Source organism: Aeromonas sp. 25-248 (assembly GCF_053005425.1).
The window spans coordinates 83,483-98,352 of the sequence record NZ_JBRKTB010000011.1; the positions used below are offsets into that span (position 1 = coordinate 83,483).

Annotated in this window: 14 protein-coding genes; 5 read left to right on the forward strand and 9 right to left on the reverse strand. The window is 64.2% G+C overall.

All coding sequences use genetic code 11. From position 1 onward, the window contains the following. Positions 1 to 9 precede the first annotated feature (9 nt). Entirely contained in the window at positions 10 to 834 is an 825-nt protein-coding gene (gene djlA, locus ACVDHI_RS15365) for a co-chaperone DjlA (RefSeq protein ID WP_069784555.1), read from the forward strand. Between the two features lie 85 nt (positions 835 to 919). Here djlA and ACVDHI_RS15370 read toward each other — a convergent pair whose 3' ends face one another. From ACVDHI_RS15370 to ACVDHI_RS15385, 4 genes are all read right to left on the reverse strand, one after another. After that, positions 920 to 2,275 (reverse strand): NCS2 family permease, encoded by a 1,356-nt coding sequence (locus tag ACVDHI_RS15370; protein WP_010673214.1) that lies wholly within the window; start codon positions 2,273 to 2,275, stop codon positions 920 to 922. 255 nt (positions 2,276 to 2,530) lie between these two features. Beyond that, positions 2,531 to 2,860 (reverse strand): hypothetical protein, encoded by a 330-nt coding sequence (locus tag ACVDHI_RS15375; protein ID WP_039040029.1) that lies wholly within the window; start codon positions 2,858 to 2,860, stop codon positions 2,531 to 2,533. Positions 2,861 to 2,971: 111 nt separating this feature from the next. After that, positions 2,972 to 4,639 carry an energy-dependent translational throttle protein EttA gene (gene ettA / locus ACVDHI_RS15380; protein WP_010673216.1) on the reverse strand — a complete coding sequence of 556 codons (1,668 nt, stop codon included), beginning with the start codon at positions 4,637 to 4,639 and terminating at the stop codon, positions 2,972 to 2,974. Positions 4,640 to 4,837: 198 nt separating this feature from the next. Then, positions 4,838 to 5,683 (reverse strand): lytic transglycosylase domain-containing protein, encoded by an 846-nt coding sequence (locus tag ACVDHI_RS15385; protein WP_219603968.1) that lies wholly within the window; start codon positions 5,681 to 5,683, stop codon positions 4,838 to 4,840. Between the two features lie 310 nt (positions 5,684 to 5,993). Between ACVDHI_RS15385 and ACVDHI_RS15390 the strand changes: the two genes are divergently transcribed. From ACVDHI_RS15390 to ACVDHI_RS15400, 3 genes are read left to right on the forward strand one after another with little or no spacing between them, the layout of a single operon-like run. After that, on the forward strand, positions 5,994 to 6,734 hold the full coding sequence (locus ACVDHI_RS15390; protein WP_124813446.1) for a glycosyltransferase family 2 protein: 741 nt from the start codon (positions 5,994 to 5,996) through the stop codon (positions 6,732 to 6,734). Next, the gene (locus ACVDHI_RS15395) at positions 6,734 to 7,093 is read left to right on the forward strand and encodes a lipid-A-disaccharide synthase N-terminal domain-containing protein (protein ID WP_039040033.1); all 360 of its coding nucleotides are present in this window, start codon (positions 6,734 to 6,736) and stop codon (positions 7,091 to 7,093) included. The genes ACVDHI_RS15390 and ACVDHI_RS15395 overlap by 1 nt, the downstream gene beginning before the upstream one ends. Next, positions 7,083 to 8,771 carry an ArnT family glycosyltransferase gene (locus tag ACVDHI_RS15400; protein WP_324062751.1) on the forward strand — a complete coding sequence of 563 codons (1,689 nt, stop codon included), beginning with the start codon at positions 7,083 to 7,085 and terminating at the stop codon, positions 8,769 to 8,771. The genes ACVDHI_RS15395 and ACVDHI_RS15400 overlap by 11 nt, the downstream gene beginning before the upstream one ends. A 42-nt stretch (positions 8,772 to 8,813) precedes the next feature. Here the strand turns inward: ACVDHI_RS15400 and ACVDHI_RS15405 are convergent, their stop codons facing one another. Both ACVDHI_RS15405 and ACVDHI_RS15410 read right to left on the reverse strand, forming a co-directional pair. Then, positions 8,814 to 9,812: an NAD-dependent epimerase gene (locus ACVDHI_RS15405; RefSeq protein WP_324062753.1), complete on the reverse strand. Its 999-nt coding sequence runs from the start codon at positions 9,810 to 9,812 to the stop codon at positions 8,814 to 8,816. Further along, the gene (locus tag ACVDHI_RS15410; RefSeq protein ID WP_324033463.1) at positions 9,809 to 11,158 is read right to left on the reverse strand and encodes a UDP-glucose dehydrogenase family protein; all 1,350 of its coding nucleotides are present in this window, start codon (positions 11,156 to 11,158) and stop codon (positions 9,809 to 9,811) included. The genes ACVDHI_RS15405 and ACVDHI_RS15410 overlap by 4 nt, the downstream gene beginning before the upstream one ends. 292 nt (positions 11,159 to 11,450) lie before the next feature. Here ACVDHI_RS15410 and ACVDHI_RS15415 point away from each other — a divergent pair, with 292 nt between their 5' ends. Next, positions 11,451 to 12,059, forward strand: a complete 609-nt coding sequence (locus ACVDHI_RS15415; RefSeq protein ID WP_039040037.1) for a YitT family protein — start codon at positions 11,451 to 11,453, stop codon at positions 12,057 to 12,059. Positions 12,060 to 12,156: 97 nt separating this feature from the next. Here the strand turns inward: ACVDHI_RS15415 and ACVDHI_RS15420 are convergent, their stop codons facing one another. Genes ACVDHI_RS15420 through ACVDHI_RS15430 form a run of 3 tightly spaced genes read right to left on the reverse strand, consistent with a single transcriptional unit; the run spans position 12,157 to position 14,837 of the window. After that, complete coding sequence (locus ACVDHI_RS15420; protein WP_042016790.1) at positions 12,157 to 12,948, reverse strand: heme ABC transporter ATP-binding protein; 792 nt, start codon at positions 12,946 to 12,948, stop codon at positions 12,157 to 12,159. Positions 12,949 to 12,963: 15 nt separating this feature from the next. Then, positions 12,964 to 13,995, reverse strand: coding sequence for a FecCD family ABC transporter permease (locus ACVDHI_RS15425; RefSeq protein WP_324062792.1), 1,032 nt, complete (start codon positions 13,993 to 13,995; stop codon positions 12,964 to 12,966). Then, positions 13,992 to 14,837: a heme/hemin ABC transporter substrate-binding protein gene (locus ACVDHI_RS15430; protein ID WP_103260746.1), complete on the reverse strand. Its 846-nt coding sequence runs from the start codon at positions 14,835 to 14,837 to the stop codon at positions 13,992 to 13,994. The genes ACVDHI_RS15425 and ACVDHI_RS15430 overlap by 4 nt, the downstream gene beginning before the upstream one ends. Positions 14,838 to 14,870: the final 33 nt, after the last annotated feature.

The window sequence follows — 14,870 nt, forward strand, 5'->3', positions numbered from 1 at the left end:
TCTTGAACCATGCGTATTTGGGGCAAGGTGCTTGGCACCTTCTTCGGTTTTTTGCTCGGCAACATCTTCGGTGCCCTGCTGGGCCTGTGGATCGGCCATCGCTTCGATCGGGGCATGGGGATCCGCGGGGCCTTCCAGCGGGCACCCAGCCAGCAGCAACAGGCCGTCTTCTTCCATGCCACCTTCGCCGTCATGGGCCACATCGCCAAGGCGAGCGGCCAGGTCACCGAGCACGAAATACGGGTCGCGTCCAACCTGATGGACAGGATGCGTCTGGCCGGAGAGCAGCGGGTACGGGCTCAGGAGTCGTTCCGCCTTGGCAAGGAGGCGGACTTCCCCCTGCGCGAGACCCTGGCGGAGTTTCGCCAGGCGAGCCTGGGGCAGCGCGACATCCTGCGCTTCTTCCTCGAGGTCCAGCTGCAGGCCGCCTTCGCCGACGGTCAGGTGGAGGCGAACGAGCGGGCCATCCTGCAAACCATCGCCGACGAGCTGGGGTTCAGTCGCATCGAGCTTGCCCGCATTCTGGCCATGGCCGAGGCCCAGATGAACTTCTTCCACCGCCAGCAACAGCAGGGCAGTGGCCAGGGGCAGCAATACCGCCAGGAGCCCCCCTCCCGGGATCGCCTCAAGGATGCCTATCAGTTGCTTGGGGTGAACGAGAGCGACAGCGATCAGGAGATCAAGCGTGCCTATCGCAAGGAGATGAGCAAGCATCACCCTGACAAGCTGGCCGCCAAGGGATTGCCCCCCGAGATGATGGAGATGGCCAAGGAGAAGACCCAGGAGATCCAGCAGGCCTGGGAGTGGATCCGCGAGGCCCGCGGTATTCGCTGAGCCCTGTGCCCGCCATAAATAAATGCCCGTCGATGACGGGCATTTTTGTTTTCAGAGTCTGGTTTTGCTTTTCATGGAAGAAAAATCAGTGGGCATCGACCCAGACAAACTTGAGGACGAAGAGCAGGGCCACCACCAGCACGCAGGGGTTGATCTCGCGCCAGCGGCCGGTGCCCGCCTTCATCACGCAGTAGGAGATGAAGCCCACGGCGATCCCCTCGGTGATGGAGAAGCTGAACGGCATCATCACCGCGGTCATGAAGGCCGGCACCGCTTCGGTCAGGTCTTCCCACTTCACCCGGGTCAGCTCGGAGCACATCAGCACGCCCACGTAGATGAGGGCCCCCGCTGCGGCATACGCCGGTACCATGGCGGCGACCGGAGAGAAGAAGATGGCCAGCAGGAACAGGATGCCCACCACGATGGCGGTCAGGCCGGTGCGACCGCCGACGGCGACGCCGGAGCTGCTCTCGATGTAGGCCGTCACGGACGAGGTCCCCATGAAGGCGCCGCCGACGGAGCTGACGCTGTCCACCACCAGGGCCTGCTTCATGCGCGGGAAGTGCCCCTTGTCATCGGCCAGCTTGGCGCGGTTGGTCACGCCGATCAGGGTGCCGGAAGAGTCGAACAGGTTGACCAGCATGAAGGAGAAGATGATCCCGGCAAGGCTGATGTCCAGCGATCCCATCAGATCCAGCTGGCCGAAGACCGGTGCAATGCTCGGCGGCACGGAGACGAAGCCCTTGAAGGTGACATCGCCGAACAGCCAGCCCAGGGTGGTGGTGACGACGATGGCGATGAGCACGGCGGAGTGGACGCCGCGGGCGGAGAAGATGCAGATGAGGAAGAATCCCAACAATCCCAGCAGGCAGGGCAGGGAGGTAAGGTTGCCCACGGTCACCATGGTGGCGGGGCTCGCGACCACGATGCCGGCATTGTGCAGGCCGAGCAGGGCGATGAGCAGACCGATGCCGGCGGTGATGCCGACCCGCAGGGTCAGGGGAATGTTGGCGATGAGCCAGTAGCGTACCCGCAGCAGGGTCAGGATCAGCAGGCCCAGCGCACCCCAGAAGATGGTGCCCATGCCGACCTGCCAGGAGTAGCCCATGCCAGCCACCACTACGAAGGCGAAGAAGGCGTTGAGGCCCATGGCGGGAGCCAGGGCGATGGGCAGGTTCGCCAGCAGACCCATCAGGATGCTGCCGACACCGGCGATGAGGCAGGTGGTAACGAACACGGCCTGGGTGTCCATGCCTGCCGCAGAGAGGATCTGCGGGTTGACGAAGACGATGTAGACCATGGTCAGGAAGGTGGTGATGCCGGCGATCACCTCGGTGCGGGCCGTGGTGCCATGACCGCGCAGGGCAAACAGGCGCTCGAGCAATCCCTGCCCGGCAGCCGGGCTGGCGGTCTGCCCGGTAGCGTGATGTGGTTGATTCATGTTGGATTCCAATGGGTGACGTGAAATAGGCAGCAGGGGGCCCGGCCCATCCATGCGGGGCGATGGACCCTGATTCTGGCGGTGAAGTGACCAGACTCGTCCTGATACCGTGACAGCGCGCACATTTTCACACAGGCGGCCAGGTTTACAAACCCCGGATGTGCGAGGCGGATCAATGAATAGAGTAAAAATTCAAACGTTTTCCCCCGGAGGCAGGAAAAAGGGGACCAATAGAGCCCCGTTTCCACATCGGGATCAACGGTTTTTCTGGTAGCGTTCGATAAGCTGGCTCAGCACGGCATCGCTCTGCTCCAGCAAGGGATCGAGGGCCAACCCCATGCGTTGGAGCAGCAGGGTGGCCTGGGTTTCGCTCAAGGGACGGCCATCGAGGAAGTAGGCCTGCTCGGCCAGTTGCTTGTCATGGCGGGGCAGCAGCACCCAGTGCACCCGTCGGGGTTCGATGGCGGCGAGGATCCGGTTGGCGGCCGCGCAGAAGGTATCGATGTGCTGCTTGCCATCCGGCCCCAGGCAGCCGGGTTCGAGCCGGATCTGGATGGTGAGTCTGGTGGTGGAGGCTTGGGTCATGGGTCGCTATCGCTGGGGAAGAGGTGGAGATTGTAAGTCAGAAGAGGCAAAAAAGGGGAGCCCCGGCTCCCCTTGTGACGTCATGCCTGGCGGCGCGGCTGTTGCCTCGCCTTACTTGGCGATGCGCTTGTACTTGGCGCGGCGCGGCTGGATAGCCTCGGCACCGTAGGTCTTCTTCTTCCACTCTTCGTATTCGGTGAAGTTGCCTTCAAAGAACTCGATCTTGCCCTCGTCCTGGTAGTCCAGGATGTGGGTGGCGATGCGGTCGAGGAACCAGCGGTCGTGGGAGATGACCATGGCGCAACCCGGGAACTCCAGCAGGGCGTTCTCGAGGGCGCGCAGGGTTTCGATGTCCAGATCGTTGGTCGGTTCATCCAGCAGCAGCACGTTGCCGCCGGTCTGCAGCAGCTTGGCCAGGTGCAGACGGCCACGTTCACCACCGGAGAGCTCGCCGACCCGCTTCTGCTGGTCGGAACCCTTGAAGTTGAAGCGACCGATGTAGGCGCGGCTCGGGAACTCGTAGTTGCCGATGCGCAGGATGTCCTGGCCGTCGGCGACTTCCTCGAACACCGTCTTCTTGTCGTTCATGCTGTCGCGGAACTGATCCACGGAGGCCAGCACCACGGTGTCACCCAGGGTGATGGAACCGGAATCCGGCTGCTCCTGACCCGACATCATGCGGAACAGGGTCGATTTACCGGCACCGTTCGGACCGATGATGCCGACGATGGCACCCTTCGGAATGGAGAAGGAGAGATCGTCGATCAACTGGCGGTCGCCATAGGACTTGCAGAGGTTGGCCACCTCCACCACCTTGTCGCCCAGGCGCGGTCCGGGCGGAATGAACAGCTCGTTGGTCTCGTTGCGCTTCTGGTAGTCGTTGGTGTTGAGCTCTTCGAAGCGAGCCATACGAGCCTTGGATTTGGCCTGACGGCCTTTCGGGTTCTGACGAACCCACTCCAGTTCCTTCTCGATGGACTTGCGACGGGCGGCCTCGGAACTCGCTTCCTGGGCCAGACGGGCATCTTTTTGCTCCAGCCAGGAGGAGTAGTTGCCCTCCCAGGGGATGCCTTCGCCGCGGTCCAGCTCCAGGATCCAGCCCGCCACGTTGTCGAGGAAGTAGCGGTCGTGGGTGATGGCCACGACGGTACCTTCGTAGTCGTGCAGGAAGCGCTCCAGCCAGGCCACGGATTCCGCATCCAGGTGGTTGGTCGGTTCGTCCAGCAGCAGCATGTCCGGTTTTTCCAGCAGCAGGCGGCACAGGGCCACGCGGCGGCGCTCACCACCGGAGAGGTGCTTGATCTGGGCATCCCAGGCCGGCAGGCGCAGGGCATCGGCCGCGCGCTCCAGCTGGTTTTCCATGTTGTGGCCGCCCTGGGCGGCGATGATGGCTTCCAGCTCGCCCTGTTCGCGGGCCAGCTTGTCAAAATCCGCATCCGGGTCGGCATAGGCTGCATAGACCTCGTCGAGGCGCGCCATGGCGCGTTTGACGTCGCCGACCGCCTCTTCGACCGCTTCGCGTACGGTCTGCTCCGGATCCAGCTTCGGCTCCTGGGGCAGGTAGCCGATCTTGATGCCGGGCTGCGGACGGGCTTCCCCTTCGATCTCGGTGTCGATACCCGCCATGATGCGCAGCAGGGTCGATTTCCCGGCGCCGTTCAGACCCAGCACGCCTATTTTGGCCCCCGGGAAGAAGGAGAGGGAGATGTTCTTGAGAATATGACGCTTGGGCGGCACGACCTTGCCAACCCTGTTCATGGTGTAAATAAATTGAGCCATTGGCTAATTCTCTTCCTTTCAGCAGTTTAATGTCTTGGCATTAACAAACTGATGTCGTGGTGGGGCCGGGTCGACGGGTCGTCAACCCGGTTCCAAAAAACCCGTCGATTGTAAACCAATGGGAGAGGGGCGGCAAAGCCGGGCGCCGCAGGCCGGGACGGCCGACAGGCGCGAGGGAAGAGGGGCAACCGGGTAAGCTCAGCGCGGTGAGTTGCGGCGGGCCGGTTTGTCAGGATCCTGCCCCGAGTAGTAGAGCACCCGCTGCACATACTCCTGGGTTTCCTGATAGGGCGGCACACCGCCGTGGCGCAGCACGGCCTGCTCCCCGGCGTTGTAGGCGGCGCTGATCCTCACCCAGTCCGGACCGAACTGCTTCTCCAGCCACTTCAAGTAGATCATGGCGCCACGGATGTTCTGCTGGGCATCGAACGGCCGGGTCACGCCGAAGCGGGCCTGGGTTTCGGGAATGAGCTGCATGACGCCCTGTGCCTGCTTGGGGGAGACGGCGGTGCTGTTCAGATTGGATTCGGCGATGGCGATGGCCAGGGCGAGCTGGGGGTCCACTTTGTGACGCTGGGCGGCCTGGCGGATCATGACAGCCAGCTTTTGCTTGGCCTGTGACTGTCTGGCCAGGTAGCGCTCCTGATCGAAGGGGGTGCTGGGGCGTACCCAGGGAGCACCACCGCCACCGCCTCCGATGCCGCAAGTACCCAGGGGGGCATTGCCGACCCGCTCGTTGTAGTAACGGGCGGCCTGCTGGTTGCCAAGGCGCATGGCCATGGCCAGGTAGGCGTTGGCGCTGCGGGCATTGCGGATCCCCTGGGGGCCGCGGGCCAGCAGGCGGCCGATGCGGTAATAGGCTTCCGGGTTGCCAAGGTTGGCGGCGGTGCAGTAGTGGGCGATGGCCTGCCGCGGGTTTCCCTGTTCCATGGCGGCACCCTGGCGCAGTGCGCTCATGGCCTTGGGGGCCTGACGAAAGGGATCTGCGTGGGAAGTGGTGGCGAGCAGTATCAGGAGTCCCCAGCCCCAGAGTCGTTTTTTCATGAAAACCTCGTCGTTGGTATCCGCAACATATAGGCCCGATCCGGGGAGGGACGCCAGCCAGCAGATGGAACATCTGGTTATGTGGGTGAGCGGCAGAGATGAAAACGGTATGGAACTTTTGGTGCAGGGGAGGAGCGGCAGGCTCCCGGGTCAGTGACTGCTTTGATAGATTTGTTAATTGAAGTTCAATATGCTGACAGAGTTGTTTTCTAACGCCTTGTATTTGCATGATGTCAGCCAGGCCACGATGCAATGTCGTCGGGTCTGCCGGGTGAATCGATAGCGCCTCTGATGAGGGCAGGATATGCATATGGTCGAATCGGTCGATATCTCTGTCGTGGTACCCGCCAAGGATGAGCGGGACAATCTGGCCCCGCTTGTCGGCGAAATAGATGCCGCCCTTGGGGGCAGGTTCGAGTACGAACTGATCTATGTGGACGATGGCAGTGTGGACGACAGCCATGTGGTACTGCGCGATTTGCAGACGCGTTTCCCCAGGCTGAAGGTGCTACGCCATGTCCATGCCGTGGGCCAGAGCATGGCGGTGCTGAGCGGAGTGCGCCACGGGCGTGGTGACTGGCTGGTGGTACTCGACGGCGATGGTCAGAACGATCCCGCCGACATCCCCGCCATGCTGGAGGAGGCGATGCGCCGCTACCAGAGCGATCCATACCAGGTGGGCCTCATCGGCCACAGGGTCAACCGCCGTGACGACTGGGTCAAGCGCCTCTCTTCAAAGCTGGCCAACGGCTTTCGCGATCTGCTGCTGCGCGACGGTATTCCGGATACCGGCTGCGGGCTCAAGGTAGTGCGTCGTGACTGGTATCTGAAACTGCCCGCCTTCAATCACATGCACCGCTACATCCCCGCGCTGATCCAGGCACAAGGGGGGCGCATGGCGCCCTGGCCGGTCAACCACAGGCCACGCCAGGCGGGCATCTCCAAATACGGGGTCTGGAACCGGCTCTGGGTCGGGCTGGTGGACGTGGTCGGGGTCTGGTGGTTGCAGCGCCGCTCCAAGGTGGTTGAAATCCGGGAGATGCTGGAGTGATGGACGCCTGGCTGTCTGCCCCCATCGACTGGCTGGACTGGACCGGGGTGCATGTCACCGGCTGGAAGCTGATCGGCTACACGGGGGCGCTGATGTTCGGCGGACGCTGGCTGGTGCAGTTTCTGGCGTCCAGGCGGGCGGGACGACCCGTCATTCCGCGCCTGTTCTGGTACATGAGCGTGATCGGCAGCCTGATGACGCTCAGCTACTTCACCTTCTCTCCCAAGCAGGACTCTGTCGGTGTGCTGCAAAACCTCTTCCCCACCTTCACCGCGCTCTACAGCCTCTATCTCGATATCCAGCATCGGGGCTGGCGGCGGGACAAGGCAGTGACCGGGGAGGCTCGTCATGGTGAGTGATCGCACCCTGCTCAATCAGACGTCCCTTGGCTGGTTGCTGCTGATCGCGCTGGTGGTGCTGGGGGCCGGGCTGGGTCTGCGGGATCCCTGGCCGGCGGACGAGCCGCGTTTTGCCCTGATCGCCCGGGAGATGGTGGAGAGCGGCCAGTGGCTCTTCCCCATGCGTGGCGGGGAGCTCTATCCGGACAAGCCGCCGCTGTTTATGTGGGGGATCGCGATCGGTTATGTGTTGACTGGCTCCATCAAGGTGGCCTTTCTGCTGCCCTCCCTGCTGTCTGGCTTGCTGACCATCTTGCTGGTGTGGGACCTGGGGCGTCGGTTATGGAACCCAGCGGTCGGCTTTATGGCCGGGCTATTGCTGCTGTTCACCGTCCAGTTCACCCTGCAGGCCAAGACGGCGCAGATCGATGCCCTGGCGACGGCCTTCATCACCCTCGGTCTCTATGGTTTTCTGCGCTTCCTGCTCTGCGAGGGAGGGTGGCGCTGGTACTGGCTCGGCTGGTTTGCTGCTGGGCTTGGCGTCATCACCAAGGGGGTAGGAGTACTGGCCCTGCTGGTGCTGCTTCCCGCGCTCTGGACCCACAGGTCGCAAATCCGCACCGCGCCCTTGTCAGCCTGGCTGAAGGCCCTGCTCGGGCCGCTGGCCATGGCCCTGGCGATGGGCCTCTGGCTGGTCCCCATGCTGGAGGCCGTGACCCGAAGCGGGGATCCCCTCCTGCTGGCCTACAGAGACAACATACTGCTGCGCCAGACGGTGACTCGCTATACCAGCGCCTGGCATCACGTCAAACCCTTCTGGTACTACCTCACCTCGGTGATCCCGCCGTTCTGGCTGCCGCTCTCCCTGCTGCTGCCCTGGCTGGTGGTGGCCTGGCGGCGCGCCATCCGGGCGCAGGACAGGCGTATCCTGCTGCTGCTGGGTTATCTGGTGCTGGTGGTGCTGTTTTTCTCCTGCTCGCCGGGCAAGCGGGGCGTCTACATCACGCCCGGTACGCCCGCCCTGGCGCTCCTGACCGCACCCTTCATCGGCACCCTGCTGGTCCGGATCTGGCCGGGGCGACTGCTGGCCGGGCTCGGCTGGCTGCTGGGGGGGGCAGGGCTGGTGGGGGCTCTGGTGCTGGCATTTAGCGACAGAGTGGCCAGCCGTCTGGGGGAACTGGGGCCGGAGCCCTGGCTTCCCCTGCTGGTGCTGGGGGGATCCTTGCTGCTGATCAATGCCTGGCTTCGCCGGGCGCCACTGACCGCCATTCTCAGCTCCCTGGTGGTGGGGTGGCTGATCTACTCCTGCTGGATAAGCGTGCGCCTCAACGAGGTGCGCACCCCTCAGGCAGTCATGGCATTGGCGGCGCAGAAGGTGCCTGTGGGGGATGAACTGCTGCTGGCGGGCTTCAAAGAGCAACATCTGCTGTTTAGCCTGCAACCAGTGAAACATTACCCTTATCTAATGGGGGACGGGGAGCAGGCCAGGGAAGCTGCCGCCTGGATAGGGGCTGCCCCCGGGCGCTGGGTACTGGGGAGCGCCGACCTGATGGTGAGGTGTTTTGACCCCGCGAAGATGGAAAACCTCGGCAACCGTCACCGCACCGACTGGCTGCTGGCAGGCCCGCAGGCCCTCAAACCCGCCTGTCGTGGGCTCTCCCCCACCATGGTGCCCTTCAGCTATACCCCTTCATCCTGAGCGCAGGGTCGCGAGCCAGGGGACCCTGCCACCTCGTTTGGCTCAGACCCGGTAGTAGTCCCGATACCAGCGGACAAAGCTGTCTACCCCTTCCTTGAGCCCGACACGGGGGCGATAGCCCGTGGCGTCGAACAGCGAGCGGGTGTCGGCCCAGGTGGCGAGCACGTCGCCGGGCTGCATGGGCAGCATGTTGCGGATGGCCCGTTTGCCGAGGGCCGACTCGATGGCATCCACGAAGTCCAGCAGCCTGACCGGGCTGCCGTTGCCGATGTTGAAGAGGCGATAGGGGGCCGGGCTGGCGTCCGGGGCCCCCTGCCAGTGGGCATCGCCCGCGGGGGGGCTGTCTGCGATGCGCACTATCCCCTCGACGATGTCGTCGACATGGGTGAAATCCCGGCTGAGCTGGCCCTGGTTGTAGAGGTCGATGGGGTCGCCGTTCAGGATGGCGCGCACGAACTTGAACAGGGCCATGTCGGGCCGGCCCCAGGGGCCGTAGACGGTGAAAAAGCGCAGCCCGGTGGTGGGCAGGCCGTAGAGATGGGAGTAGGAGTGGGTCATCAGCTCCCCCGCCTTCTTGCTCGCCGCATAGAGGGAGACGGGATGATCCGCCCCATCGGACGGCTTGAACGGCATCTGTTCGTTCAGCCCGTAGACCGAGCTGGAGGAGGCATAGACCAGATGTTGCACCCGGGTCTGGCGACACCCCTCCAGCACGGTAAGGTGGCCGGTGAGGTTGCTGTCGGCGTAGGCGAAGGGGTTGTCCAGGGAGTAGCGCACCCCGGCCTGGGCCCCCAGATGGATCACCCGGTCAAACTGCTCGTGGGCAAAGAGCGAGGCCATGGCCGCGCGGTCCGCGAGATCGAGGTGTTCGAAGCGAAAGCCGGGTAGAGGCGTGAGCAGGGCGAGGCGCGCCTCCTTGAGACTCACCGCGTAGTAGTCGTTGAGGTTGTCTATCCCCACCACCTGATGGCCGTCGCCACAGAGCCTGCGCGCCACATGAAATCCGATAAACCCGGCGGCGCCGGTGACGAGGTACTTCATCGCTCCTCCTGATGAGCCAGGCTGTCGCCACGGCCGATGGCATAGTAGGTGAAACCGCGCTGGCGTAGACGGGCCGGATCATAGAGGTTGCGGCCGTCGAAGATGATGGCCTGCTTCAGGGTCTGGCGAAGCAGGTCGAAATCCGGTGCGCGGAACTGTTGCCACTCGGTGCAGACGAGCAGGGCATCGGCCCCCTGAAGGGCGGCTTCCTGGGTGTCGCACAGGAGCAAATCTGCCCGCTGGCCATAGAGGCGGGCGGCCTCGGTCATGGCCTCGGGGTCGAACGCCTGCACCTTGCCTCCTGCCGCCCAGATCGCCTCCATCAGCACCCTGCTCGGGGCTTCGCGCATGTCGTCGGTATTGGGTTTGAAGGCGAGTCCCCATAACGCGAAGGTGCGCCCCGACAGACTGGCACCAAAATGGTGGTGCAGCCGGGTCATGAGCCTGTGCTTCTGCGCCTCGTTGACCTGCTCCACCGAGCGCAGCAGGGGGGTCTCGCACCCCGCCTCCTTCGCGGTGTGGATCAGCGCCCTGACATCCTTGGGGAAGCAGGATCCGCCATAACCGCAGCCTGGGTAGATGAAGTGGTGGCCGATGCGCGGATCGGCACCGATACCCTTGCGCACCTCCTCGATATCGGCGCCCAGGGCTTCGGCCAGGGTGGCCATCTCGTTCATGAAGGAGATGCGGGTCGCCAGCATGGCGTTGGCGGCGTACTTGGTCAGTTCGGCGCTGCGTGCATCCATCCGCAGGATGCGGTCTCGCTTGCGGTTGAAGGGGGCGTAGAGCTCCTCCAGCAGGGAGAAGGCGTGATCGGAGTCGGTGCCGATGATGATGCGATCCGGCCGCAGGCAGTCGGCGACGGCGGCGCCCTCCTTGAGAAATTCGGGGTTGGAGACCACGTCGAGCGGAAGGTCGAGACCACGGTCGGCGAGGCGCTCCGCAATGTGTCGCCGTACCCGGCTGGCGGTGCCGACAGGCACAGTGCTCTTGTTGACCACCACCTTGCCCCCTTGCATCAGGCGGCCTATGGTGTCCGCCACCGTCATTACCTGATGGAGGTCGGCAGACCCGTCCTCGTCCGGCGGCGTTCCGACCGCGATGAAGATAAGCTCGGCAAACTCCACCGCCCGGGCCGGGTCTGTGGTGAAGATCAGGCGACCGGCCTGATGGTTGCGCTGCACCAGGGGGGCGAGACCGGGCTCGAAGAGGGGAATGCGCCCCTCTTTCAGGCCCGCGACCTTGTCGGCATCCACATCCACGCAGGCCACCTTGTGACCCATCTCCGCCAGTACGGCGGCCTGAACCAACCCGACATAACCTATTCCGAATACGGTGACTCTCATCCGCTGTTGTTCCGCTGGCAGTGACAAGCGACTCATTCTAGAACGATTCGGGCGCGGGGGCAGCGGCCCGTTTCAGGTTTTTCAGCATCAGGCCGGCGGTGAGTGTGGGACATTTTGGTGCAAGGATTGTAACGCCTGGATGACGCGCACCATTTTGGCGCGTGAAGGGCGGGACTTGTGATCCATCTCACTCAAATTGGAGACTGTCGGCATAACGAAGCCCCGGTTAACGGGGCTCGCTCCGCCCGACGGGCGGCCAACACTCTCTTGCTTCGCGACTGGATACCTGGTTATGGACAACACTTCACGCTCTGCGCACCCGCTCTATGAGGATGTGCTCGCCTTGCTGACCGCAGCAGGCTTCGTTTCCCTCGGCATCTTCCTGTTCCATCAGGTCGGCCTGCTCACCGGTGGCACCGCCGGCCTGGCGCTGCTGCTGCAACAGGTGACCGGCATCAGCTTCGGCCTGCTGTTCTTCGCCATGAACCTGCCTTTCTATGCCCTGGCCTGGCTCAGAATGGGGCCGCGCTTCACCCTCAATACCTTTGCCGCCGTGGCCACAGTCTCCTTCATGACGGATCACCTCAACGCCGTGCTGCAAATCGGCAAGATCGAACCCGTCTATGCGGCGCTGATCGGCGGCACCCTGATCGGCATGGGACTGCTCATCATGTTCCGCCACAAGGCGAGCCTGGGGGGCTTCAACATTCTGGCGCTCTTCATTCAGGACAGATGGGGTGTGCGGGCAGGCAAGCTGCAAATGGGGCTGGATTGCGCCATCGTCGTCGCCTCTTTCTTCGTGGTCTCCCCCTGGCTGCTGGCGCTTTCCGTGGTGGCAGCCATCATCTGTAATCTGGTGTTGACACTCAATCACAAGCCGGGGCGCTACCAGATAGCCTGATGTGCCCGTGGGGATTGCCCTGCTGGTCAGCCCAAGGCTGGATACCGCAAAAAGACAGAGCGCCTGATGGCGCTCTGTTGCTATCTGCCCCCGGGTGTCACACCACCATGGGGACGCCGCTCTCGGGGTGGTGGATCACCTGTGCGGGGTAGTCGTAGAGTCGCGCGATGAGCGCCGGGGTCAGCACCTCGCCTGCGCTGCCGTCAGCCATCAGCCTGCCCTGCTCCAGCATCACCAGCCTATCGGCGTAGCGGGCTGCCAGATTGAGGTCGTGCAACACCACCAGCACGGCGGTGTTGCGACCGGCCAGCGCCCGGGCCATGGCGAGCAACTGGTGCTGGTATTTGAGATCCAGCGCAGAGGTGGGCTCGTCCAGCAGCAGCAGCCGCGCTTGCTGCGGTTCCTCCGGGGCCTGCCAGATCTGGGCCAGCACCCGGGCGAACTGCACCCGTTGACGCTCCCCGCCGGAGAGACCGGGATAGAGGCGGTTCGCCAGATGGTCGACCCCGGCGTGGGTCATGGCGGCACGGACTATCTCGTCGCGCCGGCTGGCAGGCTCGCTGTGGGGCAGCCGGCCCATGGCCACCACCTCTTCGCACAGGAAGGGGAAGCTCAAGGAGGAGCTTTGCGGCAGCACACCGACCCGGTGTGCCAGAGCGTTGTCGGCCCACCCCCTGCGTGTCTGGCCGAACAGGTGGATCTCCCCTTCATGTTCCAGCTCGCCGGTCAGGCACTTGAGCAGTGAGCTTTTGCCCGCCCCGTTGGGGCCGAGCAGGGCGGTCAGGCTGCCGGCATGCAGGTCGAGATCCAGGCTGTCCAGGATAAGCCGGTTGCCACGACTGAGGCGAAGACCCCGGCAACTGAGCAGGGGGGAGGGGGATCCGGGCAAGGTGGCGATCTCCTGTTACAGGGTTCGGCGGCTCTTGACCAAGAGCCAGATGAAGAAGGGGGCCCCCAGCAGGGCGGTGATGATGCCGACGGGCAGCTCGGCCGGAGCGAGCAGGGTGCGTGCCAGCATGTCGGCCCCCAGCAGCAGGCCAGCCCCCAACAGGGCAGACAGCGGCAACAGGCGGACATGGTTGGGACCGGCCAGCAGCCGCACCAGATGGGGAACCACCAGGCCGACAAAGCCGATCATGCCCGCCACGGCTACCGCCACGCCGACACCGGCAGCGGTGAGCAGGATGAGGCGACGCTTCAGCGTCTGCACGTTTACCCCCAGATGCCGTGCCTCTCCCTCTCCCAGCAGCAGGGCGTTGAGGGGATTGGCATCGCGCATGAACAACAGCAGCAAAGCGGCCAGGGTCAGCAGCGCCAGCGTCACATCGACCGGCTTGCCTGCCGCCAGGGAGCCCATCTGCCACAGGCTCAGGTTGCGCAGCATCTGATCGTCGGCGAGATAGGTGAGCAGTCCGATGACGGCGCCGGAGAGCGCCGTGATGGCCACCCCGGCCAGCAGCATCACGGTGACCGAGGTGCCCCCTTCTCGGGTACCCAGCAGATAGACGAGGGTGGTGGTGAGGGCTCCGCCGAGAAAGGCGAGCAGGGGCAGCAACCCCAGGCCGAGCAGGCTCTGCAGGTGCGAGCCCAACGGGGCGAGCAGCACGATGGCCAGGGCCGCGCCGAGTGCCGCCCCACCCGACACCCCTATGATGCCGGGGTCTGCCAGGGGGTTGCGAAACAGTCCCTGCATGACGGCGCCGCAGAGGCCGAGAATGCCCCCCACGGCGATGCAGAGCAGGGTTCGTGGCAGACGGATCTCCTGCACGATCAATAATTTGTGAGTCTCAATCCCGCTCTGTGGTCCGGCAAACAGGGCGCGCAGGCTCTCACCAAGGGAGAGGGACATGGGGCCGGTCGCGAGGGACCCGACCAGCAGCAACGCCAGCGCGCAGCCGGTCAGGGCGAGTAGCCAGGGCAGAGGCAGGCGCATCAGGAACCCTGCTTGATCCACTGGGCGATCTGGTTCGCCTGTTGCAGGGAACGAAGGCTGAGGCCCCCTTGCAGGGCATGTCCGTCGATGGCGTGGATGGCCTTGTTCTTGCCTGCCGGGGTGGCTGACAGGGCGGGCACCTGGCTCAGAACGGCGTCGGGATCCTGATACTGCTGCCAGTCGCGGCCGCTCACCAGCACCAGATCAGGTTGCAGCTCGATGAGGGATTCGGTGGAGACGGGCTTGTAGTCGTGGAGCCCAGCCACCGGATTGACGCCGCCCGCCAGGGTGACGAGGGCGCTGGCGGTGGTGTTGCCACCGGCGATGCTGGTGGGCTGACCCTTGTGCAGCAGCAGGAAGGCGACCTTGAGGGGCTTGTTCTGCTTAGCCTGCGCCGCCAGGGTGTCGCTCTGGGCGGCAATTTCCTCCTTGAGCTTGCTCCCTGCCGCCTGGTCACCCAGGAGATGGGCCAGGGTGTCGATACGCTCGTTGAGGTTGGCCAGCGTCGGGGCTGTGGCCATGACCTCGACCTTGACGTTGGCACGGCGCAACTGATCAAGCGTGCTGTTCGGGCCCATCTCGTCGCTGCCGACCACCAGGGTCGGAGAGAGACTCAGGATCCCTTCGGCAGCGAGGGCGCGGTGATAGCCGACCTTGGGCACACCTCTGGGCTCCGGACTGCTGACATCGGTGGCGACCAGGCTCTGCTCGCCCCCCAGCGCCAGGATGAGTTCCGTGGTGGCCGGGCCTATGCTGACGATACGCTCCCCCGCCATGACGGATGGGGAAGAGAGGGAAAGGGCACAGCCGAGCAGGCTGAATGCGAGGGCAAAACGACGGCCCATGCGAACCTCCGAAGGGTGAATGAAATAGGGTTG

Excerpts from the sequence above, each read along its gene's own strand:
- ACVDHI_RS15375 (WP_039040029.1), bottom strand. The coding sequence starts at position 2,860 with ATGACCCAAGCCTCCACCACCAGACTCACCATCCAGATCCGGCTCGAA.
- ACVDHI_RS15370 (WP_010673214.1), bottom strand. The coding sequence starts at position 2,275 with ATGAATCAACCACATCACGCTACCGGGCAGACCGCCAGCCCGGCTGCC.
- ACVDHI_RS15410 (WP_324033463.1), bottom strand. The coding sequence starts at position 11,158 with ATGAGAGTCACCGTATTCGGAATAGGTTATGTCGGGTTGGTTCAGGCC.
- ACVDHI_RS15400 (WP_324062751.1), top strand. The coding sequence starts at position 7,083 with ATGGTGAGTGATCGCACCCTGCTCAATCAGACGTCCCTTGGCTGGTTG.
- ACVDHI_RS15415 (WP_039040037.1), top strand. The coding sequence starts at position 11,451 with ATGGACAACACTTCACGCTCTGCGCACCCGCTCTATGAGGATGTGCTC.
- ACVDHI_RS15385 (WP_219603968.1), bottom strand. The coding sequence starts at position 5,683 with ATGAAAAAACGACTCTGGGGCTGGGGACTCCTGATACTGCTCGCCACC.
- ACVDHI_RS15395 (WP_039040033.1), top strand. The coding sequence starts at position 6,734 with ATGGACGCCTGGCTGTCTGCCCCCATCGACTGGCTGGACTGGACCGGG.
- ACVDHI_RS15390 (WP_124813446.1), top strand. The coding sequence starts at position 5,994 with ATGGTCGAATCGGTCGATATCTCTGTCGTGGTACCCGCCAAGGATGAG.
- ettA (WP_010673216.1), bottom strand. The coding sequence starts at position 4,639 with ATGGCTCAATTTATTTACACCATGAACAGGGTTGGCAAGGTCGTGCCG.
- djlA (WP_069784555.1), top strand. The coding sequence starts at position 10 with ATGCGTATTTGGGGCAAGGTGCTTGGCACCTTCTTCGGTTTTTTGCTC.
- ACVDHI_RS15405 (WP_324062753.1), bottom strand. The coding sequence starts at position 9,812 with ATGAAGTACCTCGTCACCGGCGCCGCCGGGTTTATCGGATTTCATGTG.
- ACVDHI_RS15430 (WP_103260746.1), bottom strand. The coding sequence starts at position 14,837 with ATGGGCCGTCGTTTTGCCCTCGCATTCAGCCTGCTCGGCTGTGCCCTT.